The organism is Myroides sp. A21 (assembly GCF_000807225.1).
In the GTDB taxonomy this organism is placed as follows: domain Bacteria; phylum Bacteroidota; class Bacteroidia; order Flavobacteriales; family Flavobacteriaceae; genus Flavobacterium; species Flavobacterium odoratimimum.
Genome location: NZ_CP010327.1, coordinates 626260 through 650559, shown reverse-complemented (window position 1 = coordinate 650559; position 24300 = coordinate 626260). Strand labels below are relative to the sequence as shown.

General features: G+C 35.3%; 23 protein-coding genes. 17 read left to right on the top strand and 6 right to left on the bottom strand.

The genetic code is table 11. The features are described from left to right. Positions 1-51: 51 nt before the first annotated feature. The gene (locus MYRA21_RS03100) at positions 52-924 is read left to right on the top strand and encodes a pirin family protein (protein WP_006266945.1); all 873 of its coding nucleotides are present in this window, start codon (positions 52-54) and stop codon (positions 922-924) included. Between the two features lie 185 nt (positions 925-1109). Then, a complete protein-coding gene (locus tag MYRA21_RS03095; protein WP_006266946.1) occupies positions 1110-1655 on the top strand; it encodes a hypothetical protein in 546 nt (181 codons plus the stop codon). A 59-nt stretch (positions 1656-1714) separates the two neighbouring features. On the opposite strand, the gene MYRA21_RS03090 is transcribed toward MYRA21_RS03095, so the two are convergent. The 3 genes from MYRA21_RS03090 to MYRA21_RS03080 all read right to left on the bottom strand — a co-directional run bounded on the left by MYRA21_RS03090 (position 1715) and on the right by MYRA21_RS03080 (position 4893). Next, on the bottom strand, positions 1715-2251 hold the full coding sequence (locus MYRA21_RS03090) for a DinB family protein (protein ID WP_006266947.1): 537 nt from the start codon (positions 2249-2251) through the stop codon (positions 1715-1717). Positions 2252-2285: 34 nt separating this feature from the next. Beyond that, a complete protein-coding gene (locus MYRA21_RS03085; RefSeq protein WP_051009450.1) occupies positions 2286-2798 on the bottom strand; it encodes a Crp/Fnr family transcriptional regulator in 513 nt (170 codons plus the stop codon). Positions 2799-2865: 67 nt separating this feature from the next. Continuing rightward, positions 2866-4893, bottom strand: a complete 2028-nt coding sequence (locus MYRA21_RS03080) for a M3 family metallopeptidase (RefSeq protein ID WP_006266949.1) — start codon at positions 4891-4893, stop codon at positions 2866-2868. Positions 4894-5050: 157 nt separating this feature from the next. On the opposite strand from MYRA21_RS03080, the gene MYRA21_RS03075 reads away from it, so the two are divergent. Beyond that, the gene (locus MYRA21_RS03075; RefSeq protein ID WP_039328502.1) at positions 5051-6127 is read left to right on the top strand and encodes a hydroxylase; all 1077 of its coding nucleotides are present in this window, start codon (positions 5051-5053) and stop codon (positions 6125-6127) included. A gap of 105 nt (positions 6128-6232) precedes the next feature. Next, the gene (locus MYRA21_RS03070) at positions 6233-7297 is read left to right on the top strand and encodes a hydroxylase (RefSeq protein ID WP_039328500.1); all 1065 of its coding nucleotides are present in this window, start codon (positions 6233-6235) and stop codon (positions 7295-7297) included. A 27-nt stretch (positions 7298-7324) separates the two neighbouring features. Here the strand turns inward: MYRA21_RS03070 and MYRA21_RS03065 are convergent, their stop codons facing one another. From MYRA21_RS03065 to MYRA21_RS03055, 3 genes are all read right to left on the bottom strand, one after another. Beyond that, on the bottom strand, positions 7325-7699 hold the full coding sequence (locus MYRA21_RS03065) for a four helix bundle protein (RefSeq protein ID WP_039328498.1): 375 nt from the start codon (positions 7697-7699) through the stop codon (positions 7325-7327). Positions 7700-7861: 162 nt separating this feature from the next. After that, on the bottom strand, positions 7862-8347 hold the full coding sequence (gene purE, locus MYRA21_RS03060; RefSeq protein ID WP_006264727.1) for a 5-(carboxyamino)imidazole ribonucleotide mutase: 486 nt from the start codon (positions 8345-8347) through the stop codon (positions 7862-7864). A 5-nt stretch (positions 8348-8352) separates the two neighbouring features. Next, positions 8353-9507 carry a 5-(carboxyamino)imidazole ribonucleotide synthase gene (locus MYRA21_RS03055; RefSeq protein WP_039328496.1) on the bottom strand — a complete coding sequence of 385 codons (1155 nt, stop codon included), beginning with the start codon at positions 9505-9507 and terminating at the stop codon, positions 8353-8355. A gap of 1022 nt (positions 9508-10529) precedes the next feature. Here MYRA21_RS03055 and hpt point away from each other — a divergent pair. The 13 genes from hpt to MYRA21_RS02985 all read left to right on the top strand — a co-directional run bounded on the left by hpt (position 10530) and on the right by MYRA21_RS02985 (position 24281). Further along, positions 10530-11063 (top strand): hypoxanthine phosphoribosyltransferase, encoded by a 534-nt coding sequence (gene hpt, locus MYRA21_RS19260; RefSeq protein WP_006259520.1) that lies wholly within the window; start codon positions 10530-10532, stop codon positions 11061-11063. A 30-nt stretch (positions 11064-11093) separates the two neighbouring features. Beyond that, the gene (locus MYRA21_RS19255; protein ID WP_006259519.1) at positions 11094-11669 is read left to right on the top strand and encodes an adenylate kinase; all 576 of its coding nucleotides are present in this window, start codon (positions 11094-11096) and stop codon (positions 11667-11669) included. An 88-nt stretch (positions 11670-11757) separates the two neighbouring features. Continuing rightward, on the top strand, positions 11758-12759 hold the full coding sequence (obgE, locus tag MYRA21_RS03035; protein WP_006259518.1) for a GTPase ObgE: 1002 nt from the start codon (positions 11758-11760) through the stop codon (positions 12757-12759). Between the two features lie 163 nt (positions 12760-12922). Then, positions 12923-15229, top strand: coding sequence for a hydrogen gas-evolving membrane-bound hydrogenase subunit E (mbhE, locus tag MYRA21_RS03030; RefSeq protein ID WP_006259517.1), 2307 nt, complete (start codon positions 12923-12925; stop codon positions 15227-15229). Continuing rightward, positions 15219-15662, top strand: a complete 444-nt coding sequence (locus tag MYRA21_RS03025) for a Na+/H+ antiporter subunit B (RefSeq protein ID WP_006259516.1) — start codon at positions 15219-15221, stop codon at positions 15660-15662. Before mbhE ends, MYRA21_RS03025 begins: the two co-directional genes overlap by 11 nt. Before the next feature lie 11 nt (positions 15663-15673). Then, on the top strand, positions 15674-16027 hold the full coding sequence (locus tag MYRA21_RS03020; RefSeq protein WP_006259515.1) for a Na+/H+ antiporter subunit C: 354 nt from the start codon (positions 15674-15676) through the stop codon (positions 16025-16027). Next, on the top strand, positions 16024-17535 hold the full coding sequence (locus MYRA21_RS03015; RefSeq protein WP_039328494.1) for a proton-conducting transporter membrane subunit: 1512 nt from the start codon (positions 16024-16026) through the stop codon (positions 17533-17535). Before MYRA21_RS03020 ends, MYRA21_RS03015 begins: the two co-directional genes overlap by 4 nt. 7 nt (positions 17536-17542) lie before the next feature. Beyond that, positions 17543-18025: a Na+/H+ antiporter subunit E gene (locus MYRA21_RS03010; RefSeq protein ID WP_006259513.1), complete on the top strand. Its 483-nt coding sequence runs from the start codon at positions 17543-17545 to the stop codon at positions 18023-18025. Then, entirely contained in the window at positions 18022-18297 is a 276-nt protein-coding gene (locus tag MYRA21_RS03005; protein ID WP_006259512.1) for a cation:proton antiporter, read from the top strand. The genes MYRA21_RS03010 and MYRA21_RS03005 overlap by 4 nt, the downstream gene beginning before the upstream one ends. Beyond that, the gene (mnhG, locus tag MYRA21_RS03000; RefSeq protein ID WP_006259511.1) at positions 18290-18691 is read left to right on the top strand and encodes a monovalent cation/H(+) antiporter subunit G; all 402 of its coding nucleotides are present in this window, start codon (positions 18290-18292) and stop codon (positions 18689-18691) included. The genes MYRA21_RS03005 and mnhG overlap by 8 nt, the downstream gene beginning before the upstream one ends. Before the next feature lie 65 nt (positions 18692-18756). Then, positions 18757-20910 (top strand): S46 family peptidase, encoded by a 2154-nt coding sequence (locus tag MYRA21_RS02995; protein ID WP_006259510.1) that lies wholly within the window; start codon positions 18757-18759, stop codon positions 20908-20910. An 85-nt stretch (positions 20911-20995) separates the two neighbouring features. Next, a complete protein-coding gene (locus tag MYRA21_RS02990; protein WP_006259509.1) occupies positions 20996-22000 on the top strand; it encodes a hypothetical protein in 1005 nt (334 codons plus the stop codon). Beyond that, entirely contained in the window at positions 21960-24281 is a 2322-nt protein-coding gene (locus MYRA21_RS02985) for a hypothetical protein (RefSeq protein ID WP_006259508.1), read from the top strand. The genes MYRA21_RS02990 and MYRA21_RS02985 overlap by 41 nt, the downstream gene beginning before the upstream one ends. Positions 24282-24300 lie beyond the last annotated feature (19 nt).

The following is a 24300-nucleotide window of genomic DNA, read 5'->3' as shown; positions in this document are numbered from 1 at the left end:
TGTTTAAAGGTGGATGAGGTTGTAAATTTGTAATACAAAAAACAAAGAGATATGAAAACAAGAAATATTAAACAAGTAGTAAAACCACAACCAGCACACTTTGTAGGAGATGGTTTTAGAGTGCACAACTTTATTCCAAGTATGCCTAATATGAATATGCAACAGATGGATCCTTTCATCATGTTTGATTATAATTCTAAATACACATTTGGGCCTTCAGAAATCCCAAGAGGTGTAGGAGTTCACCCACATAAAGGGTTTGAGACTGTAACGATAGCATATAAAGGACGTGTAGAACATGGAGATAGTAGCGGAGGTGGAGGTATCATAGGGGAAGGTGATGTACAGTGGATGACTGCAGCGTCTGGAGTTTTACACAAAGAGTTTCATGAAACAGAATGGAGTAAAACAGGTGGTGAGTTTCAAATGGTACAGTTATGGGTGAACTTAAAGAGAGAAGATAAGAAAGGACCTGCTAAGTATCAGGCAATAGAACATGATAAAATGGCAAAATATACATTGCCTAATGGGGGAGGGGTAATCGAAGTGATAGCAGGAGACTATAATGGAACTAAAGGAACAGCTTCTACATTCTCGCCTATTCACATGTACAATTTAAAAGCAAAAGTAGGTACAAGTACTAACTTTAGCTTTCCTTCAGGGTACACTACTTTATTGTTAGTATTAGAAGGTGAAGTAAAAGTAAATGGAACAGCAGTAGCTACAGATCATGTGGCGCACATGGAGAGAGAAGGAGAAGAGTTTACGGTAGAAGTTACTAAAGATACTGTAGTCTTAGTAATCTCAGGAGAACCTTTAAATGAACCAATAGCACACTATGGACCATTCGTAATGAATACAACAGATGAGTTGGTACAAGCAGTAGATGACTTTAACTCTGGGAAGTTTGGAGATCTTGCATAATAATAAATTTCATAATAAGTAAGGTGACTATATTTTTATAGTGGTTTTGTTTTGGTGAAGGGAGAGGTATGGATTGCCTCTCCCTTTCTTTATTATAGTGGTAAATGTTAATTTATTAAATCACTATAAATGGCTATTGTATAATTTGTGCTTTAGGTTTTACATTTGTTTTTTAAAACAGAAGTATGAGAAAAATAGGGTTGACATTATTTGCATTAGCTCTTTTAGTAGTTAGTTGTAAAGAGAAAGAAGTGGAGACAGTAGTGATGGAAGAAACGAAGGTGGAGACTACACAAGTACAGACAGAGACAAAAGAATTAAGGTTGGCTGTAGATAATATGGATGCCTATATGGATTCTGAAGATAAGATGATGGTAACTTTAGGAGATGTAGATCAATTGCGTCTTCAAAAGGCAATACAAATCATCGGAAATATGAATGTCATCTATACTGATGATGAGGGAATAGACCATGATAAGACAGATGCAGCTTTCTTAAAAGAAGTAGGAGGTAAAACTTTTAAAGAAGTATGTAAAGTAGCAGAAGGATATCTTAAAGCTGATCAGCAACGCGAGTTTGACCGTATCAATGCAATATTAGGAAGTATAAAGGACCCTAAAGCGGATGCTGATGTCGAGCGTTATAATGAGGCACAACATGACCTTAAAGAAGCGAATAAAATACCTGTTACACTAGATGCTTATACTTATAGTGAAGAGTGTTTTTTATAATGAATAATGTACTTTAAAAGAAAACTCCTATTGTAACAATACAATGGGAGTTTTTGTTTTTATGGCAGTAACTTCTGTATTTGATGAAAGTGTCTATCGTTGTGATACACTACAATGCGCAAGCTATCTCCTACATTGAGCTTGTACCAATTAGAAAACATAGTTACAATCTCTCTATTGATTAGTACTTCTTTTGGCATTTGTTCTATAATATCTTTGAGAGTAATTAAGTTAGCTTCAAAAATGTTAATTACACCTGTAGATATGGTTTTATCTATTGGATTAGTGTGTTTAGGACTTTTAATAGGTTTTTGATTCTCTTTGTATACTAACATATTGGCAAAGTACTTACCTATCACTCCTGATTTAAATAGTAGCTGTTCTCTCTTTTTACCATTCATTGCACTTTTAAATTGAGGTAAGTAAAAATCAAAGTAATAGTTAAGATGTGCAATACACTGTAATATATTCCATGATTCTACTGTTGGTTTATAGTTAAGCTGTTCTGTACTAAGTCTCTTTATGTATTGCAGCTGCTCTAAATGCTTATCTGTAAGCAAGCATAATCCATCTAATACTTGTTGATTAGTCATCATTAATAATTTTATACTACAAAGGTCTAGTAAAGGATTAATCTAAATCTTGATTCAAATCAAGTTTTTTAAGTCGAGATAGAGTTTCAGCTGTCATTCGTAAGTAACGAGCAATATACTTTTGTGGAACTTCTTGAAATAGTAGAGGAGATCGTTTTAAGACTCTTTGATATCGAAGAATAGGAGAATCTGTTAGTAGGTCAATTTCTCTTTCTTGAAACTGAATAATAAGTTTCTTTATTCCTTCCATATCGTTTAGTAATCTAGTTGTTTCTTCAGAAGATAGGACAATAACTTCTGTCTGTCTGATGGCTTGTAAGTAATAGATAGTAGGCTGTTGAGTAATTAAACTGTCTAAAGCACAGATTGTACTTCCTTTATATCCGAAGCGAATAATGCGTTCCTCACTTTGGTCTAAGATATAGAGTTGTATACATCCACTAACGACATAATACAACAATGTATTTACATCACCTGCTTGAAAGAGGTAATCTCCTTTTTTAAGTGTGATATTTTTTGTCTTGTTATTAGTGAAAGGAATTTTGTTCATAGATAATATAATGTAGCTAACAGCTAAACGGTCTACAGCTATTAACTGTAAACCGTCCACCGTTAACCTATAACAATCCCGCTCTTTTTAATAAAGCATCTGGAGTAGGTTCTTGACCTCTGAATTTTTTGTATAATGTCATTGGGTGGTCAGTTCCTCCCTGAGATAATACATATTCTTTAAACTTAGTAGCTACTTCTTTATTGAAGATACCATTGTCTTTGAAGTATGCGAATGCATCAGCATCCAGTACCTCTGCCCATTTATAACTGTAGTATCCAGATGAGTAACCACCTTGGAAGATATGAGAGAATGAAGTACTCATTGCATTCTCTTTTACATCAGGATATTGTTGAGTAGAGGCAAATTGTTTTGTTTCGAAGTCTTTTAGACTCGTGATAGCAGTAGGGTCTTGCCCATGCCATCCCATATCTAATAGACCGAAGCTCAACTGACGTACTGTAGCTATTCCTTCTAAGAAGCTCGCGCTCTCTTTGATCTTTTCTACTAATTCCATAGGGATAGTCTCTCCTGTCTGATAGTGTTTAGCGAATAGCTCTAAAGCTTCTTTCTCATAACACCAGTTCTCCATCACTTGGCTTGGCAATTCTACGAAGTCCCAATACACATTAGTTCCTGATAATGATGGATAAGTTGTATTTGCTAACATGCCGTGTAGTGCATGCCCAAACTCGTGGAATAGAGTAGTCACTTCGTTAAAGGTAAGTAGCGATGGCTTAGTCGCAGTTGGCTTAGTGAAGTTACATACGATAGAGATATGTGGTCTTTCATTGATACCATCTTTGATATATTGGTTTTTGAATGAAGTCATCCATGCACCGTTTCTCTTTCCTTTACGTGGGAAGAAGTCAGTATAGAATACCGCTATGAAGTCCCCTTGTTCGTTCGTTACCTCAAATGTACGTACATCTGCATGATACTTCTCTATAGTCTGTACTTCTGTAAAAACTAATCCGTATAGCTTATTTGCTACTTGGTAAGCACCGTCTAATACATTCTCTAACTGGAAGTATGGTTTAAGTAATTCATCATCTAAGCTAAAGCGCTCTTGTTTTAACTTCTCAGAGTAGTATGAACCATCCCATTTCTCTAACACATCTACTTTGTCTGTTTTTTGAGCAAAAGCAGTTAATTCGGCAAACTCTTTATCTGCAGCAGGCTTAGCCTTTGCTAATAGCTCTTCTAAGAAAGCATTTACCTTATCAGGGCTCTGTGCCATACGCTCTTCTAATACGAAGTGAGCATGTGTAGCATATCCCAATAGATTAGCTCTCTCATGACGTAGGTTTACGATCTTTAAGACATTCGCTTCATTGTTGTGCTCATTATTTTGAAAGGCTTTTTTACCTGAAGCGATAGCCATCTCTTTACGCAACTCACGATTATCAGCATAGGTCATAAAAGGGATATAACTAGGATAGTCTAATGTGAATATCCATCCCTCTTTACCTTCTTGTTCTGCTAAAGCTCTTGCCTCTTCTATAGCGCCTTCAGGAAGACCAGCTAAGTCTTTCTCCTCAGTGATGTGCAGTTGGTATTTATGTGTTTCTGCTAATACGTTTTCTCCAAACTTTAGGGCTGTAGTAGACAGTTCTGCATCTATTGCTCTTAATCTTTCTTTTTTATCTTCTGATAACAATGCACCATTGCGGACAAAGCTTTTATAATTCTTTGTCAATAAGGTTTCTTGTTCTATAGTAAGGTTCAGTGTCTCCTTTTGCTCATAAACTGCTTTTACACGTTTAAATAACTCTTCGTTTAAAGAGATATCATTGCCTAATGCAGATAACATAGGAGCTACCTCTTGTGCTATTTTCTGCATCTCATCGTTGGTCTCTGCAGAGTTCAGGTTAAAGAAGATATTAGACAATACATCTAATTCCATCCCTGAGTAGGCTAATGCCTCTAGTGTATTCTCAAAGGTAGGTGTTGCAACGTTAGCCGTAATAGTGTCTATCTCTGCTTTTGTATCTTGTATTGCTTTTTTGAAAGCAGGTATATAGTCTTCCGTTTTAATTTGAGTAAATGGTGCTGTACCATGAACGGTGTTAAATGGATTGTTCAATGCCGACATATTTTCTAATTTATTTTTATACTATAAAAGTAAGTTTTTTTTAAATAATGGTTAGTTAATAATATTGGAATGTTTTTTGCACTAGGTGTGAATAATCACATATTAATCAATTTTTAAATTAATATGTTTGTTATAATAGATAATTAATCAATATGTTATGATGGAAATATCATCAAAGGATGTAGACATTCTGAGAAGTGAAGTAAATGAAGCTATTAGATTAGGTACATTAACGGATAAGCAACTACAAGTTATCTATGATAATAAGTTGTTTAATATGTTTGTGCCTGAATATTTAGGAGGCCTAGGAGTTAGTTTGATTGAAGCTTTACAGGTGGAAGAACAGTTGGCTAGAATAGATGGTAGTCTAGGGTGGACAGTGACCATGTGTGCTGGTGCTAATATGTTCGTAGGATATTTAGAAAGCTTTCTTGCCAAAATGATTTTCCAAGACCCTAAAGTATGTTTTGGAGGAAGTGGACAGATAGATGGTATCGCTAAGGTATCCAGAGATGGGTATATAGTGAATGGTACTTGGGATTATATCGTCGGATTACCACATTGTACCGTATTGACCTTGAACTGTCATATTGAAGAAAAAGGAGAATTGCTTTATAAGGAAGATGGTTCGCCTTATTTTAAAACGTTTTTCTTCTTCCCTAAGGAGATTAATGTTATTGAAGATTGGCAGTCTGTCGGGTTAAAAGCTACTGCGAGTCACAGCGTCAATATCAGAGACTTTAGGGTAAGTAGTAATCGTGCTTTTGAGATAGATAGTAATCATCCTGTTATCAACGAACAGACCTATCACTATCCCTTTATGTCGTTTGCATTGTTAACCTTGACTGCAAATCATTTGGGAATGCAAGAGCATTTTATGGATGAACTAAGAAAGTACTTTACAGGAGAGTTGTATAATAAATACTTTGAGTTTAAAGATGAATTGTTCTATCAATATGAAGAGAAATTCCTTGAGAGAAGAGCAGCCTTCTATCGATTAGCTCAGTCCTCTAGTGATGAGATAGCATTAAATGGGAAGTTAACAGAGCAGACTACTGCTGATATTGAGAAGATGTGCAAAGGCCTAGTCTATAAAGGACGTAATGCTGTTCTGAAAGTCATACCTTATTTAGGTATGGGAGCGATGAATTATACTACAGAGATGAACCGTATCATAGGAGATATTCTCACAGCGAGTCAGTTTAGTTTATTATTACCAGAAAATTTAGAATAGAGAAAAATAGAGCAATAGAAGAGATCTTATCAGTATTACTGATGAGGTCTTTTTTGTTTAAAGTGTTTTAATGCGGTAGCTTTGTTGTTGACAAAACAACATATTATGAGACAGTATCTAAGTGATGCCGATGTGCAAATACTTAAAGACAATATAACTACAGCAGAACAACTAGGTCATCTAACAACAGAACAATTAGAAGTGCTGTATAGAAACAATTTATTCAACCTATTTGTACCTAAACAATATAATGGATTAGAACTAGACTTTATAGATGCACTAAGAGTAGAAGAGCAATTAGCTACTATAGATGGTAGTTTAGGATGGACAGTGACGCTATGTGCAGGAGCTAATATGTTTGTAGGCTTTTTAGATCCTAATGAAAGTAATAAAGTCTTTCAAGACGCTAAGGTGTGTTTTGGAGGTAGTGGTAAGGTAAGTGGAGTAGCAAGAGAAGAAGGAGAATATTACCTTATCAATGGGACTTGGGATATCGTAACGGGACTACAGCATTGTACAGTTTTTACAGCGAATTGTCATCTTGAAGTCAATGGGGAATTGCAGTATGATGCAGAAGGAAGACCTGTGTATAAGTCATTTTTCTTTTTGCCTTCTGAAGTAACAACTAAGAACAGTTGGGATACCTTAGGACTAATAGCTACAGGGAGTCATTCTATCGTGGCAGAAGGATTATGCGTACCTAAATCACGTAGCTTTAGTATCACGAGTGAGGCATGTACTATCGACACCCCACTTTATAAGTTTCCTTTTTATCCGTTTGCGAAGTTTACATTAGCTGTGAATCAGTTGGGAATGCAATACCACTTTCTACAAGAAGTAGAGGTATATTTTAATAAACTCAAAGGAGGTGTTTATGAACAGTTCCAAACAGAATTGTTAGTGAAGCTACAGACAGCATATCACACGCGTAGAGAAGCTTTTTATGATTTAGCATCTACTACATGGCAGAAAGTACAAGAAGGTATTGAACTGACAGAAGAAGAGTGTAATACTATAGATAAACTGTGTAAAGAAGTGGTGTATCAAGGGAGAGATGAGGTGATACAGCATTTACCTTATCTTGGGATGTACGGAGTGAATAATAGCTCTCCTATAAGTAGAATCGTCAGAGATATATTAACAGCATGCCAACACAGCCTGTTTCTTTAATTAAGAATTAAGAAAGTGCTTAAATACCTATTTATTCTGTGTAACTCTTTCTTTATTTTGTATAGTAATTCTGATACTACCAATGATTTTTAGAATCTCATCTAAATCCTGAAGTAAGCTGTTTTTCTCACGAATAGTCAAAAAGTCTGTGTCTGCTAATAATCTAATCCAATAATGAGTTTCACGAGCTTCTTTATAAGCAATAGATAATTTAGTGTAGAAGTCTTTTTCTGTCTGTGCACCAAGGGCTTCTTCAACATTAGCACCTATAGAAGTACCAGAACGAAGAAGTTGTTTGCTTAGTACATATTCTTTTTTAGTCACAGATAGATGTTTATATAGGCGGATGGTTCTTACAGCAAAATCATAAGTTTTAGTCTGTATTATATTTTCTTGCTTCATAAAGTAACAAGGTAGTTATAGGTTTTAAAGTAATAATAACCGAAATATGAAGTAATATACTTACTCTATATTTCGGTTATATTTAAGTTGCTGAGTCATCCCTCACCCGTAGGGTGATGATTCTTAATTTTTAATTTATAATTCTTAATTTAAATAAAAGGTCTAAAGACCTTTTATTTCAGTTGCTGCTTTAAGCACTGCTTCTCTTAATCCATTTTTATAGTCTACCATCTTATTGCGAAGGTCCTCGTTTTGACTACCTAATATCTGTATCGCTAGAAGACCAGCATTTTTAGCACCATTAAGGGCTACTGTAGCTACAGGTACACCACCAGGCATCTGTAAGATAGATAGTACACTATCCCATCCGTCGATAGAGTTACTAGATTTAACAGGCACTCCGATTACAGGAAGTGGAGACATAGAAGCTACCATACCAGGTAAGTGTGCTGCTCCTCCTGCTCCTGCGATGATCACATTGATACCACGCTTATGAGCATTAGAAGAGAAGTCTACTAGTTTCTCAGGTGTTCTGTGAGCAGATACGATATCCACTTCTACCTCTACACCGAATTCTTTAATAATATTGATTGCATCTTGCATTACAGGCATATCAGATGTGCTGCCCATTACTACTGCTATTTTCATAAGATTTATTTGCTGATTACTTTAATAGTTTCTTTTACTTGCTGAGCTATTTCTCTAGCTTTAACCATATCGCTATTCACGATCGTTACATGTCCCATTTTTCTAAAAGGACGAGTCTCGCGTTTGCCATAGATATGAGGAGTCACACCTTCTATCGCTAAGATATCTTCCATTCCTTCATAGTACACTTGACCCGTATAGCCTTCAGCACCTACTAAGTTTACCATGATACCAGCCACTTTGCTATCTGTATTCCCTAAAGGCAAATCTAGAATAGCACGGATGTGTTGTTCGAACTGAGAAGTATAGCTTGCCTCTATAGAGTAGTGTCCAGAGTTATGAGGACGAGGAGCCACTTCATTCACTATTACATCGTCATCTTGCGTTTGGAACATCTCTACAGCCAATAAACCTACATGATTAAATTTTTCAGAAACTTGAAGAGCGATAGCTCTTGCCTTATCTGCTACAGCGCTATCGATACGCGCAGGACAAATCACATATTCTACTTGGTTAGCCTCTGGGTGGAATTCCATTTCTACTACAGGATACGTCTTGATCTCTCCAGAAGCAGAACGAGCTACAATAACAGCTAATTCATTTTTAAAAGGAACCATCACTTCTGCGATACACTCTACATTAGGTAGTGCATCTAAGTCAGTAATCGTGCGAACTACTTTTACTCCATTACCATCATACCCAAACTGAGCTGACTTCCATACGAATGGCATCGTTACTTCATTAGCTGTAGCTGCTGTTTTTAGAGCTTCTATATCAGAGAATCTCTTATAAGTAGCAGTTGGGATATTATGAGTAGTATAGAAATCTTTTTGATTTCCTTTGTTTTGGATTAATCGAAGTGTCTTAGGAGAAGGGAATACTTTAAGCCCTTCTTCTTCTAACTTATCTAGTGCGTCTAAGTTGACATTTTCTATTTCGATTGTTAAGACATCTACTGTTTTACCAAAGCGATAAACAGTTTCAAAATCCATTAAATCCCCTTGGAAGAACTGATGTGCTCCATACTGAGAAGGGGCATCTTTACTAGGGTCTAGTACATTGGTAGCGATGTCAAATTTACGAGTGTCATATAGGAGCATTTTACCTAATTGACCTCCTCCTAATATTCCCAAACGGAAATCAGTAGAAAAGTAATTCATTGTGTAGTTGTATTGTTATTGAGCAAAGATAATTTAAAAATATAAAAGAGTAAGTCTAAAATTCACCTCATGCCTAGTTTGGTTTTATATTTAAGGGTAAGATGTAATGAACATTGATTTTGGAAAGTGCTTATTCTATTTAAAAATGATTTTGAAGAGCTTAGTCTGGTTATCTAGAGTATGTTATTGGATGGAGGTGATATATAATATAGGTGTAAAGATTATAGGAGAAGATGTGTCTTTTTTACCTTTTTGGGAGAGGTGGTCGGCATGTGGTCGGCTAGTGATAGGCATTTGGTCGGCTTAAAAGTACCAAAAATAGCCTATCACTACCCGAGCAGATTGATATCACTTACTGATCAAGGTATATATGAATGGAGAATAGAGGAATAGTTCAAAGGGTATGAATGTATTAATGATGGATTGAGATATTTTTTATGTGGAAGTAAGAGTTTTATCCGCTATATCTAAGTATGACAAGCTATCGTAGAAGAGATAATGAGAGTTTGATAAGAATAGAATTATATTCTCGTAAGAAATAGTGTGAAAAGTTTTTTAAAGAAGTGTTATTTGTATAGTTAATAAAGGAGGTTTTTGTGATTAATTTTTAGTTAATATGTTGTTTGTTTGATGATAGTTGTAGTTTTATGGGGTATTGATTGGTTATTTTTGATTTCAGTATGGTAATAAAATATTAAATAAATATTTTTTAGTTAAAAAAATTAACTTATATTTGGTAGGTTATGAGTTGTGAATTGGCTCATTAAAATTGAAATTACGTTTTAAGTAGTGAAAATAATCTCAACGATAGAACTATAAACTTTGGTTTTAGAGTTAGATTGAATTAGTTTGTTTTAGACGTAGCGTGTAATAGCGCTACGTTTTTTGTTTTTAAAAACAAATGGCCAAAAAGTAAATTATTGAGGTTTATTTTTTGGTTATTTAGGTTAAATCCTTTGCATAGAAACGAATAAACCTGTATTCTTTTTGTATATTTGCAAATTACGAACAACTTCGACACAATGGAAATACAAGTATTGGATAAAGTGTTTGTTCCTTTTATTTCTAGGGAACAGATTGATACTAGATTGCGTGAAATCGCAGAACAAATAGAAATGGATATGAACGGAGATGTTCCTGTATTTATAGGGGTTCTAAACGGTTCGTTTATGGTTATTTCTGATTTGGTGAAGCATTATAAAGGCTCATGTGAAATGAGTTTCGTTAAAATGGCTTCATATATAGGAACTCAATCAACTAATCAAGTTAATCAGTTATTAGGACTTGATATAGATGTTACTGATAGAAGAGTAGTTATTATAGAAGATATCGTAGATACTGGGAATACACTAGTAGCGTTAAAGAAATTATTTGATCAACATAAACCTAGTGAAGTACGTATATGTACGTTATGTTTAAAACCAGAGGCTTATACGAAAGATATTCATTTAGATTATGTAGCTTTTGAGATTGAGAATAAGTTTATCGTAGGATATGGAATGGACTATGATAAGTACGGTAGAAATATACCAGAGATATACCAAATTAAAGAATAAAGATTAGACTAACAGAATAAACAATAAATAATGATTGCAATAGTTTTATTTGGAAAACCAGGTGCTGGGAAAGGTACACAGGCTGAGTTTTTAAAAGAAAAGTATAATTTAACACATATCTCTACAGGAGATGTATTCCGTTTTAACTTAAAAAACGATACTGAGCTAGGTAAACAAGCTAAAGTATATATGGATCAAGGAGAACTAGTTCCGGACAGTGTTACAATTAATATGTTGGCAGAAGAGGTGAGCAAGAATATGGATAAATCAGGATTCTTATTTGATGGTTTTCCTCGTACAATCGCTCAAGCTGAAGCACTAGAAAAACTATTGAATGAGAAAGGAATCACTTTTGCAGGAACTGTAGGTTTAGAGGCTGATGATGATGTATTAGTAGCACGTATCCTAGAGAGAGGTAAGACTAGTGGTAGAGCTGATGATCAAGATGAGGCTAAGATTCGTACACGTTATACAGAGTATAATGAGAAGACAGCTCCTCTTATCGCGTTCTACGAAGCAAAAAATAAATTCTACGCTGTAGATGGAATAGGTTCTATCGAAGAAATTACAGGACGTTTAAGCAAAGTTATAGATACTTTAATATAAGGTACTTTATAACATTCGCTAAAAAATATTACATTTGCCGCCCAATTCCTATTGTATGGTGCAATAAGGACGAAAAAAATTAAAGGAAATGACTGAAGGGAATTTTGTCGATTACGTAAAGATATATGTAGCTTCTGGTAAGGGAGGTAGAGGATCTACACACTTACACAGAGAAAAATTTATTGAAAAAGGTGGGCCTGATGGTGGTGACGGAGGTCGCGGAGGTCACGTATACATAGTCGGAAACGAAGGCTTATGGACTTTATTTCACCTTAAATTTGCACGTCATATTAAAGCAGGTCACGGTGGTGATGGAGGAAGTTCTAGAAGTACAGGGTCAGATGGTGACGATAGAATTATCGAGGTGCCATTAGGAACTGTAGTGAAGGACAAAGAGACAGGTGAAGTATTATTCGAAATTACTGAACACGGCGAAAAGAGAATTGTAGCCGAAGGAGGTAAAGGAGGATTAGGTAACTGGCATTTTAGATCATCTACTAACCAGACTCCTAGATATGCACAACCTGGAATGCCTAGTGAAGAGCTAGATGTTATATTAGAATTAAAAGTATTAGCTGATGTCGGATTAGTAGGATTCCCTAATGCAGGTAAATCTACATTACTATCTGTACTTACTTCAGCTAAACCAAAGATAGCGGATTATCCGTTTACAACACTGAAGCCTAACTTAGGTATCGTGTCGTATAGAGATTTTAAATCTTTTGTGATTGCAGATATTCCTGGTATTATCGAAGGAGCTGCAGAAGGGAAAGGTTTAGGTCATTACTTCTTAAGACATATCGAAAGAAACTCTACTTTATTATTCATGGTACCTGCGGATGCTGATGATATTAAAAAAGAGTATGACATCTTAATAGATGAGCTAAGAAGATATAATCCAGAAATGCTGGATAAAGATCGTCTTTTAGTAGTTACTAAGTGTGATATGCTAGATGATGAGTTAAAATCTGAATTAAAAGAACAGCTAGATGCTGAATTAGATGGAGTACCATATATGTTTATCTCTTCTGTGGCTCAACAAGGGCTAATGGAGTTAAAGGATAAATTATGGGAAATGTTGAATAAATAAGATTAAATTAAGGGAATTGCCTTTAATTCCCTATTGGCAGGGTGAAGGTGAGAAAAATGTGGATGTTATTTGTTGTTATACGGCAAGTTATAAGTTAAAATTTATTTTTTTTGTATATATTTACATCAAACTGAAAATATATATTTAGAGAAATAAACAAAATATGCTAACATTAATTTTTCTCACTTTTGTACTTGCTTTCGGAGTGTTATTTCTAAAGAAGTTTGTACAAACTAAATTTGTAGCATTAATATCCCTACTTCCATTTTCAATTTTTTTATATCTATTATCTTTTTTACGTTCTGTAAAAGACGGATTTAATAGTGTCCTATTTAGCACTGAATGGATTCCTTCATTAGGAATCAATTTAGACTTTAAAATAGACGGTCTATCACTTTTGTTTGGATTATTGATTTCTGGAATTGGAACATTGGTATATTTATATGCTTCTTCTTATTTAAGAGGGCATCCTCTGTTACACCGTTTTATTTGCTACCTCACTGTTTTTATGGGAGCAATGTTAGGAGTCGTTACTTCTGACAATCTAATCACCTTGTTTATTTTTTGGGAGCTTACGAGTATAAGCTCATTCTTCTTGATTGGTTTTAATAATGAAGAAGAAGAATCTAGAACGAGTGCATTATGGGCTTTAGCCATTACAGGGTTAGGAGGATTCTTCTTACTGTCCTTTGGTGTCATAGTAGGAACTATATCCGGAACATATTCTATACACGAGTTATTAGGACAGAGTGATGTGTTAAGAGAGAGTCCTTTCTACTTATTAATTATCATTTTCTTATTTATAGCAGCTTTTACTAAGTCTGCACAGTTCCCTTTTCACTTCTGGTTACCAGGAGCGATGAAGGCTCCTACACCAGTATCAGCGTATCTACACTCTGCTACGATGGTGAAGGCGGGTGTATATTTAGTAGCTAGATTCACTCCTATACTAGGAGGTAAGATGGAGTGGAACACAATCTTACTAGTAGTAGGTGGTGTGACGATGCTATTCGGCGCTTTTCACAGTGTCTTTAGAAAAGATATGAAAGGAATATTAGCTTACTCTACTATATCTGCCTTAGGACTATTAATGTTCTTGTTAGGGATAGGTACTCAGATAGCGCTATATGCTATGGCGGTATTCGTATTAGCACACGCATTGTATAAAGCAGCTTTTTTCTTGATTACAGGTATTATAGATCACGCTTTACATACCCGTGATATTAACGAGTTGGGAGGACTGCGTAAGTATTTCCCTCTGTTAAGTGTTGCAGCTGTTGTTGCCGCATTATCATGTGCAGGTATTCCTCTGACTTTTGGGTTTATTGGGAAAGAGTTGATCTATGAGAGTGGACTTCATTATATGGATGAGACTTTAGCGATAATATTAGTAGGTGCCTTATTCTTCACAAATGTGTTTTTGACGGGCTCAGGTTTCTTAATTGGTATAAAACCTTTCTTCGGTAAAGCGACTAAGAATGTCTGTATCTCTCATCAACCTGATTGGGCACTTATAGCTCCTCCTGTAGTATTAGGATTCTTTACCTTACTATTAGGAGTATTACCAGCTATAGCGTATCACGAAATCATCATAGCGACCTTTAGTGCTATGTACGGTTCTGTAGTAGAGATGCCACTAGCGATATGGCATGGTGTAAATACTAGCTTATTATTAAGTGGATGTACGATCGTGCTGGGTACGATAGTGTATATCATCTTTAAGAGATGGAAGAACCCGCTATGTGTAGTAGAGAACTTCGAAAAAGTATCTCCTAAGAATATATTCTCTATCATCGTAGAGTTCTTCAGAGTATTAGCTTATCGTTATACTTGGATCTTCCACAACGGATATCTAAGATCTTATCTAGCAGTAATCATTGTTTTCTTTGTGGGATTAGTAGGATATACGTTATTTGCAGATGTACCACTACGTGTGAACACGACAGGGCTGTCTGAGTTTAGAGCTTATGAGTTAGTCGTATTCTTAATTGCGGTAGTAGCAATTGTCTTTGCAATAAATACATCATCAAGATTGACAGCAATTGCAGCTACTGGAGTAGTAGGGTATTGTATCTGTTTAATATTCGTATTCTACGGCGCGCCTGATTTAGGAATGACGCAGTTCGCTATTGATACATTGACTACAGTACTATTTATTTTGGTACTGTTTAAGTTACCTCCATTCTTAAAACTAGGTAATAGGAAGATACAGTTTAGAGATGCAGTTATTTCTATTGCATTCGGTGTTTTGATTTCTATTATTACTTTACAAGCTTTAGTATCTCCAGCAGATAAGGATATCAGTAGATATTATGCAGAGAATGTATATGTACTTGCTAAAGGTAAGAACGTGGTGAATGTTATCTTAGTAGACTTTAGAGGGTTCGATACCATGATAGAGACGATAGTATTATCTATTGCTGCATTAGGAGTATTCAGTATGTTAAAATATAGAGAAGATGAAGAATAAGACTAAGTACGATATAAAGAAGATGGACTCAACGATATTGAGGACAGCGACTAATTACTTATTACCTCTGTTATTATTATTTTCTCTTTTCGTATTGTTAAGAGGGCATTATTTATCAGGAGGAGGTTTTGTTGGAGGACTGATAGCGTCTATAGCATTTGTGTTACACGCTTTTGCTTATACGACTAGAAGAACATTGAGACTGTTTCAGATTCCGCCGCGTATGTTGATACCTATAGGCTTGACAATTTCTTTTATAAGTGGTTTTTTGCCTGTAATATTGGGAAGACCTTTTATGACAGGAGTTTGGTTCGCAGATAATGTAGCAGTTATAGGCTCAGTGGGGACTGCCTTGTTTTTTGATATTGGAGTCTATTTAGTGGTAGTTGGCGTTGTGCTAACTATATTATTAACTATTTCAGAAAGTGAATAAAAGAGATAAGTATGGAATTACTATTAGTATTATTAGTTGGAATCTTATATTCTGCAGGTATATACTTGATCTTGCGTAGAAGTATGGTTAAGTTACTTTTAGGGTTTATGATGCTAGGTAATGGCGCCAATATATTGATCTTCTTAATGGGGGAGTTAACCAAAGGGAAAGCGCCTATCATTAACGGGGAGAGTAAACATTTTACAGATGTATATGCAGACCCAGTGCCCCAAGCACTAATCTTGACAGCCATAGTTATCAGTTTTGGGTTGACAGCTTTTGCTATTATTCTATTGAAGAAAGTACATGAGACAACAGGAACTGATGATTTAGATTCACTTAATATCCAAGATTTAGATATATGATTTCGAACTTTATATTAGCTCCTATATTAGCACATATGCTGACGGCTATAGTACTGTTGTTCTTCTGGAAGAATGTACAGGCACAGAAGACCGCGAGTGTAATAGGTAACATCATCGGCTTCTTTGTGAGTTTGAGGTTGTTTACCCTAATATGGGAAAATGGAAATATGACTTTACAAATGGGAGGCTGGGAAGCACCATTTGGAATTACCTTCGTAGGTGATATGTTGAGCGCTACGATGGTGATGCTTACTGCTATAGTGTCATTAGCTGTAGGTATATACTCAACGGCTGCGACTAATATTAGTCGTATACGATATGGACACTTCTTTATCTATCACTTCTTAATTATGGGATTGATGGGAGCCTTTTTGACAGGAGATATATTTAATCTTTATGTGTGGTTTGAAGTAGTGATTATTTCTTCTTTCGTTTTATTGACATTAGGAGGAAAAAAGAGACAGATGGAAGGTGCTGTGAAGTACGTAACCATGAATATGTTAGCTTCGGTAATCTTCTTAACAGCCATCGGGATTCTATATGGGATAACAGGTAGTCTGAATATTGCAGACCTACCTGAACATGTAGCAGCAGTGGAGAATAGAGGATTAGTAACAGTAACCGCATTGTTGTTCTTTGTTGGTTTTGGTATTAAGTCAGCAGTGTTCCCAATGTACTTCTGGTTGCCATCATCTTATCATACACCACCATCAGCTATCGGTGCTGTGTTTGGAGGATTGTTGACTAAGATGGGAGTGTATTCTATGATAAGAGTATTCACAGTAGTATTCGAACCTGATGACTTTGTATTACAAGTATTTATAGTTATTGCTATTCTTACCATGATAAGTGGAGCACTAGGAGTGATCAATAAGCGTAATATTAGAAGAATACTATCTTACTTTATTGTTTGTCATATAGGGTATCTGATAGCAGGTATTGGTATTTATACAGAGCTAGCTTTTGTAGGAGTAGTGTTCTATCTAATCCACGATGTTATTGTGAAGAGTAACTTCTTTATGATGAGTGGTCTGATACAGAAAATACGTGTAACACAAGATATTTATCGATTAGGAGGGTTCTATAAGGATTACCCTAAGTTGTCTATCGTCTTTGCGATTATCCTATTCTCTCTAGCAGGTATACCACCGTTGTCTGGGTTCTGGCCAAAGATTCTTTTGTTCCAAGAAGCCTTTAAGCAGGAGAGTTATGTGTTATTAGGGACATTGATATTTGCGAGTTTTATTACTTTATTTATTGTAGCTCGTATTTGGTCAGAAGTGTTTTGGAAAGATTTGCCAAAGCCGAATGCGGAAGAGGTAGACTATTTCGCACCGTTCCATACTAGAGGTAAAATAGCTTTAGTATTACCAGTTATTGGATTAGCTGTAGTATCCTTGTTGATCGGGTTTAATGCCTCTTTTGTATTTAAAGTAGCAGAGCGTGTAGCATACGAACTAATGAATCCGTCAATATATATAGAATCAGTAATGCATCATTTAAAATAAGCAGATTATGTTGAAGTATTTTTTACTTAATTTATTATTGACATTTGTCTGGGTTGCTTTAACAGGACAGTTGAATTATTCTAACTTCATCTTTGGAGGTGCGGCAGGATTCTTTATTTTATGGATGTTAACAAGACGATCTAAGCAAGCAGATAAAGAATATTTCTATCGCGTACCGAAGATTATGATTTTCATTCTTTATTTTCTTTATGATATGATGGAGGCTAACCTACGTGTAGCTATAGATGTAATGACTCCTAATTATCACACGACACCTGGTATCATTAAGTATAATCTAGATGCTAAGACAGATTTTGAGATTACGATGTTGACCAATATCATTGCCTTAACTCCGGGTACTATGGTGATCGATATTGCGGAAGATAAAAGTTATGTTTATATACATACTATGTATTTAAGAGATAAACACAAGTTTATTAAGAATATGAAAGAGAGAACAGAAACTAAACTATTAGAGATATTGCGATGACAGTAGAAGATTATTTAATATATGTAATTATGCCTATCATCAGTTTGTCTTTAATCTTCATATTTATAAGATTTCTAAAAGGACCAAGTGTATCAGATAGAGTAGTCGCTCTAGACTTACTGATTACAGTAGGGGTAGGGGTTATTGGAGTGTTTAGCTTGATTGCTAATGACCCAATATTCTTAGATGTAGCAATGATATTGGCATTAATAGCATTCTTGAGTACAGTGGCTTTTGCCTATTATTTATTAAAGAGAAATAGAGATGATTGATATTTTAATAATGATATTAAGTACTGTAGGAGCAGTATTTGTGTTAATAGCTTCCATAGGAATAGTACGTATGCCTGATTTCTATACTAGACTGTCTATTACGATTAAGGCAGCGACTTTAGGTATCGGGTGTATTCTTACAGCGGCAGCTATACATTTTGCAGAATTTTCAACAACGACTAAAGTGTTAGCTATTATATTTTTCTTGTTTATCACTTCTCCTGTTGCAGCATTCTTGATTGCAAGAACGGCTTATATTACAGGGATAAAGCTATGGGATAAGTCTGTAGTAGATGAATTACAGAATCGATATGATAACCATAATAATATCCCTTTAGACGCTTGTAGAGAGGAAAAGTTAACAGCTGATAAACAATCACCAGACAAAGAATAATTACAACAATTGAGGAAGATTTATAGAATTAAATTTATCTTCGCATTTCTAACATACTAATTAATATGAAAAAAATCGTTTTATTTTTAACTGCATTCATATTAGCGATACCTACTACGGTAAAAGCTGATGAAGGGATGTGGTTCTTAATGTTCATAGAGCGTTTAAACCAACGCGATATGGAGAAGATGGGACTACAGTTGACATCTGAAGAAATATATAGTATCAATAATCATTCGTTGAAAGATGCTATTATACAATTTGATGGTGGATGTACAGCAGAGATTGTATCTAATCAAGGTTTGGTATTGACTAACCACCACTGTGGATATGATAAAATAGCTAAATTATCTACACCAGAAGACGATATCTTAACGAATGGATTCTGGGCAAAAGATAAAGCAAGTGAGAGAGCTGCTAAAGGTCTTTCTGTTCGTTTCTTTGTGAGAATGGACAATGTAACAAAGCGTATCTTAAGCGTTGTTAATGATAAGATGTCTGAAATCGAAAGAGAGAAAGCAATCAACCAAGAAATCGCTAAGATTCAAAAAGAAAATGATGGAGATGGAAAATATACTGTTTCTGTAAAATCATTCTTCCAAGGTAATGAATTCTACTATTTCGTATACCAAGATTATAATGATGTACGTTTAGTAGGAACTCCTCCTAACAGCATCGGTAAGTTCGGAGGTGATACTGATAACTGGGAATGGCCACGTCATACAGGTGACTTCTCTTTGTTCCGTGTTTATACGGATAAAGATGGTAATCCTGCAGAGTACTCTGCAGATAATGTACCAATGGTTCCTAAACACCACTTACCTGTATCTATCACAGGTATAAAAGAAGGTGACTTCTCTATGATATTAGGATATCCAGGTAGAACAAATAGATGGATGCCTGCACAAGGAGTAGAGCAAAACATTAAGTTCGCTTATCCAGCTTGGGTTGAAGGATCTAAGTTAGGAATGGATGTAATGAAAAAGTATATGGCTGCAAATGACGCAGTACGCCTTAACTATGCATCTAAATATGCTGGTGTAGCTAACTACTGGAAGAACCGTCAAGGTATGATTGATGCATTGACTCAACACCAGACTGTGGCGACTAAAACAAAAGCTGAAAAAGATTTCCATAAATGGGCTTCTAAAAAAGAGAACGTTGCTAAATACGGAAATGTAATAGCAGACATTAATGCATGGTATAAAGCGACTAATGAGAAGTCTCGTCATGATAATTACTTAATGACAATGTTGCGTACTTCTAATTTAGTAGCTGCGCCATATCGTTTAGCTGGAGGTATGGAAGCGTATGCTGCTGGTGATGATAAGAAACGTGCTGAGATGTTACCTGAGTTTAAAGAGTATATCAAGAGTATCTATGGTAGTACTTATGAGCCATTAGAAAGAGAAATGTTAGCTAAACAATTAGCTCTTTATGCAACTAAATCTACAGGATATGACATCGCTCCTTATGTAGCTGAAATCAACAAAGAATACAATGGTGATTTTGAAAAGTATGTAGATGAGATTTTTGAAAAGAGTGTATTTGCTAACCAAGAGGCTATTGATGCTTTCTTAGCAGATCCTAAAGGAGTGACTATTTCTCGTGACCCAATGTTTAAGTTATCTGTAGCTATTATGGATCATTATAGAGCTATGCCTGATAATGTAACTGCATTAGAAGATAAGTTCCAAAAAGCATATAGATTGTTTGTAGATGGAGTACAAAAAAGTAACCCTACAGGTAAGTACTATCCAGATGCAAACTCTACTTTACGTTTAACTTATGGTACTGTAAAAGACCTACCAAGAGGAAATAAAGTAAATGATGCTGCAGAGAACTGGTTTACTACTTTAAAAGGTACAGTTGCTAAACATAAAGTAGGTGATGAAGAGTTCGAAGCACCACAAAAACTAATCGACTTATATAATAAGAAAGATTATGGTGTGTATGCTGATAAAGCAGGACATATGCCTGTAAACTTCTTGACTAACCATGATATCACGGGAGGTAACTCAGGTTCTCCAGTATTAAATGGAAAAGGAGAATTAATCGGACTTGCGTTTGATGGTAATATCGAAGCTATGGCAGGAGACGTTATTTATGACCCTAAATTACAACGTACAATTAACGTAGATATTCGTTACGTACTATTCATTATAGATAAGTTCGCTGACGCTAAACATATTGTAGACGAGATGACTATTGTAAAATAGTTCGTTTAGTTAAAATTCACAAAACGCCTAAATTATTTAGGCGTTTTTTTTTGTGCATAAATGTTTCCTGAATTAAGTTTACATCATGAAAAAGTATGTGTTATTTATCTGTTTAATATTCTTGGTTAGTTGTGTCTCTAAGGGAGATAAGGACTTGCAGACGAAGTTGTCTTTTTACTATTGGAGAACTAACTTTCAGTTAGACTCACTAGAAAGAACTACGCTTAAAGAGTTAGAAGTGGACAAGCTTTATATTCGCTATTTTGATATTGGACTACAAGGTGATTCTCCTATACCTATACGACCTATACTGTTTAAAGACTCTATTCTTGATGTAGAGATTGTTCCTGTTGTGTATATCAAGAATGAAGTCTTAGTGAATAGTAAGGTAGATAGAGAATTGTCAAAAAAGATAATAGACTATATCAATCAGATTAATAAACACAACCATATACAGATAAGTGAGATACAATTAGACTGTGATTGGAGCTTAAAGAGTAAGGATTCTTTTTTTGAATTGATAGAGTCAATTAAGAAAGAAAGTCAGTGGAAGGTGTCATCTACGATTAGACTACACCAAGTGAAGTACGCTGCTAAGACAGGAATACCAAAAGTAGACTATGGTGTACTGATGTACTATAATATGGGGACTATCTCAGCAGATTCGTTGAACTCTATTTATGACCGTAATATAGGGAGCAAATATATAGGTGCATTGGCCGATTATCCTTTAGAACTGAAGTATGCTTTTCCTATTTATTCATGGGTAGTACATACTAGAGCTAATAAAGTAGTTCGCTTGATCAGTAGAGTTCGTACAGATGAAGTGGATAAAATAAGTGCTTTTAAAAGAATAGATGAGACTAGATATAGTGTGACAAAAGAAGGAATGTACTTTGGACAATTGTTTTTAGTTGGCGACCAGATAAAAGTAGAAACGACTACTAGTGAGCAGTTGTTAGAGATGAAAAAAGACTTAGAGAAGGCAAGTGGGAAGTGCCCCTCTGAAATTATACTATATGATTTAAATTCAAGAAATATCCCTTATTATGAAAAAGAAGTTTGGAAAAAGATTGTTGTATGCGAGTAGCTTATCACTGCTGTTAGGAGCAGGTGTGTATTCATACGGATGTGCTGATGGGTGGTGGAGTTATTCCTCTGTTTCAAGTTTTACACCAGAAGCATTTGTAGATAACTCATATAAGCCTTTGTTTTTTGCACCTTATGAGAAGTTCTATGATGGTGCATACATGTATAACGCAGGTATGTATAATGAGGATATTGTTAAGGAGTGGACACAATATTTAGGGAATACTGTACCAGCGGATGTAGTGAAGGAATGTTTAGTGTCTAATGAGTTTGAGATAGACACGATGTATACTATATATAGTGAACTGCGAAAAGGAAAGAAACGAAGTAGTATCTATGACTTAGACTTAAAGAATAAGAAAGTAGAGAACTTTATTAACTTTCTAAACTTTGCCAAAACAGTAGAACAGTATTCAGCTCAAGAGTTCGAGTATTGGAACTATGAGCAACAAGTCAAAGAGCAATTGCCAACAGACTATGCCAATAAAGTACAGAGCTTCTATGAGAAGATGGATAAGAAGGATACTTTTTTTGCTAATAGAATGTGGTTTCAGGTAATGAAAGCTAAGTTCTACTCAGCAGATAAGAGTAGTGTGATTGCTTATTTTGAATCTACAGCGAGTAGTCAACCTCAAAATACACTGTATTATAGAGCGATGTCTTATGTCGCAGGGGCGTATTATGAGCTAGCTAATTTTGCGAAGTCAAACCTACTATACGCTACTGTTTTTGATAGAGAACCTTCTATGCGTCAAGTTGCTTTGTATAACTTTAAGCCTCTTGATAAAGCGGCTATTACTAAAATAGTGGAGAATACAGAAGATAGAGATGTGAAAGCAGCGATATGGTCTATAATGGGATACTATGATGACCTAGGTGAATCTATGAAGCGTGCCTATGAGGTTAACCCGAAGAGCCCGCATATAGATTACATCTTGACGAGATGGGTGAACATGCAAGAGCAGGAAGTGAATGTATTTGCAGAAAGTAGTTTTAAATCTCGTGATGAGTATTTCAAGGCGATTAAGAAGAAGATAGATCAGAATACACTGAAGTGGATAAAGTCTGTCGCGGATAAACCACAAGAAGTAGCCAATCCAGTGTTGTGGAAGTTAGCGGCAGGGTATATGGATATCTTTCAAGGAGAGTACAAGAGTGCCACTAAGCAAATAGAGGAAGCAAGTGATTATTCTAAAAAAGGAGATAAATTATTAGCAGAGCAAATCCGATTATTTGCCTTGATTAATACTGTATCTCAAGTCAAAAAACTAGATAAGAGTACAGAAGAAAAACTATTGCCAGAACTGAAATGGGTCTATACAGACCTAGTGAAGAATGACTATAGTGATCCTTTTAGATATGAGTATGCAGCAGGTTGGATTAGACAATTTTTATCAGCTACTTATAAAGAGCAAGGCAATGCTATCATGGCAGAGATATTAAACTCTCAAGGTGTAGCTTTTTATAAGGATAAGAAACAGTCTAGTGCTATGGAGAGTTTCTTATTAAAAACGAATCATTCAGAGATAGAAAAGTTGTTCACATCTTTATATCAATATAATCTTAGTGATATCTATGAGAGTAGAGCGATTCACTTATTCTATGAAGATAAGATAGATGAAGCTATTGTAGAGATGAAGAAGGCAGAACCTATCAAGAGAAAGAATACCTATGATGATGAGTACACAGTGTTTATGTATAACACAGCTACACTTTTAGGTAATCCATTTAATGGAAAGATCAAGGATTGTAACGATTGTGATCATGCAGCTAAGCAGACTACGGTATATACGAAGTTATCATTCTTAGAGAAACTAAGAGATATGAAGGCGAATATTGCTAATGGTACAGATGTATTTAGCAATGCACTTTTAGTAGGTAATGCTTATTATAATGCTACATATTTTGGTAATGCACGCGTGTTGTATTACAACAGTATTTGGGATGAGTATGGCAGTAATAGTATCGGTATGGAGAATAAGTCTAGCATCTTGAATATGAATAATGCTAGAAAGTACTATGCGATAGCTAAGCAACATGCGACTACAAAAGAAGAAAAAGCAAAGCTAGCTTACTTCGATGCTAAGCTAGAGCGAAATGAATTCTATGTACAGACTTATCATAACAAGGATTATTATATGGGAGCATGGGGTGATGATGTCATGTTTAAGAAGTGGAATGGCTTCTCAGAATTAGCTGCTAAGTATAGTGATACAAAATATTACCAAGAAGTAATTAAAGAATGTGGTTACTTTAGAAAGTATTTAGGACTGAATTATTAAGAATGAAAAAAGCTCAAGG

Coding starts and splice junctions, on each gene's coding strand:
- MYRA21_RS03055 (WP_039328496.1), bottom strand. CDS start 9,507: ATGAATTACTTTTCTACTGATTTCCGTTTGGGAATATTAGGAGGAGGT.
- MYRA21_RS03020 (WP_006259515.1), top strand. CDS start 15,674: ATGGAATTACTATTAGTATTATTAGTTGGAATCTTATATTCTGCAGGT.
- MYRA21_RS03100 (WP_006266945.1), top strand. CDS start 52: ATGAAAACAAGAAATATTAAACAAGTAGTAAAACCACAACCAGCACAC.
- MYRA21_RS02990 (WP_006259509.1), top strand. CDS start 20,996: ATGAAAAAGTATGTGTTATTTATCTGTTTAATATTCTTGGTTAGTTGT.
- purE (WP_006264727.1), bottom strand. CDS start 8,347: ATGAAAATAGCAGTAGTAATGGGCAGCACATCTGATATGCCTGTAATG.
- MYRA21_RS03090 (WP_006266947.1), bottom strand. CDS start 2,251: ATGATGACTAATCAACAAGTATTAGATGGATTATGCTTGCTTACAGAT.
- hpt (WP_006259520.1), top strand. CDS start 10,530: ATGGAAATACAAGTATTGGATAAAGTGTTTGTTCCTTTTATTTCTAGG.
- MYRA21_RS03005 (WP_006259512.1), top strand. CDS start 18,022: ATGACAGTAGAAGATTATTTAATATATGTAATTATGCCTATCATCAGT.
- MYRA21_RS03025 (WP_006259516.1), top strand. CDS start 15,219: ATGAAGAATAAGACTAAGTACGATATAAAGAAGATGGACTCAACGATA.
- obgE (WP_006259518.1), top strand. CDS start 11,758: ATGACTGAAGGGAATTTTGTCGATTACGTAAAGATATATGTAGCTTCT.
- mbhE (WP_006259517.1), top strand. CDS start 12,923: ATGCTAACATTAATTTTTCTCACTTTTGTACTTGCTTTCGGAGTGTTA.
- MYRA21_RS03070 (WP_039328500.1), top strand. CDS start 6,233: ATGAGACAGTATCTAAGTGATGCCGATGTGCAAATACTTAAAGACAAT.
- MYRA21_RS03095 (WP_006266946.1), top strand. CDS start 1,110: ATGAGAAAAATAGGGTTGACATTATTTGCATTAGCTCTTTTAGTAGTT.
- MYRA21_RS03065 (WP_039328498.1), bottom strand. CDS start 7,699: ATGAAGCAAGAAAATATAATACAGACTAAAACTTATGATTTTGCTGTA.
- MYRA21_RS02995 (WP_006259510.1), top strand. CDS start 18,757: ATGAAAAAAATCGTTTTATTTTTAACTGCATTCATATTAGCGATACCT.
- MYRA21_RS02985 (WP_006259508.1), top strand. CDS start 21,960: ATGAAAAAGAAGTTTGGAAAAAGATTGTTGTATGCGAGTAGCTTATCA.
- MYRA21_RS03085 (WP_051009450.1), bottom strand. CDS start 2,798: ATGAACAAAATTCCTTTCACTAATAACAAGACAAAAAATATCACACTT.
- MYRA21_RS03010 (WP_006259513.1), top strand. CDS start 17,543: ATGTTGAAGTATTTTTTACTTAATTTATTATTGACATTTGTCTGGGTT.
- MYRA21_RS03080 (WP_006266949.1), bottom strand. CDS start 4,893: ATGTCGGCATTGAACAATCCATTTAACACCGTTCATGGTACAGCACCA.
- MYRA21_RS19255 (WP_006259519.1), top strand. CDS start 11,094: ATGATTGCAATAGTTTTATTTGGAAAACCAGGTGCTGGGAAAGGTACA.
- MYRA21_RS03075 (WP_039328502.1), top strand. CDS start 5,051: ATGATGGAAATATCATCAAAGGATGTAGACATTCTGAGAAGTGAAGTA.
- MYRA21_RS03015 (WP_039328494.1), top strand. CDS start 16,024: ATGATTTCGAACTTTATATTAGCTCCTATATTAGCACATATGCTGACG.
- mnhG (WP_006259511.1), top strand. CDS start 18,290: ATGATTGATATTTTAATAATGATATTAAGTACTGTAGGAGCAGTATTT.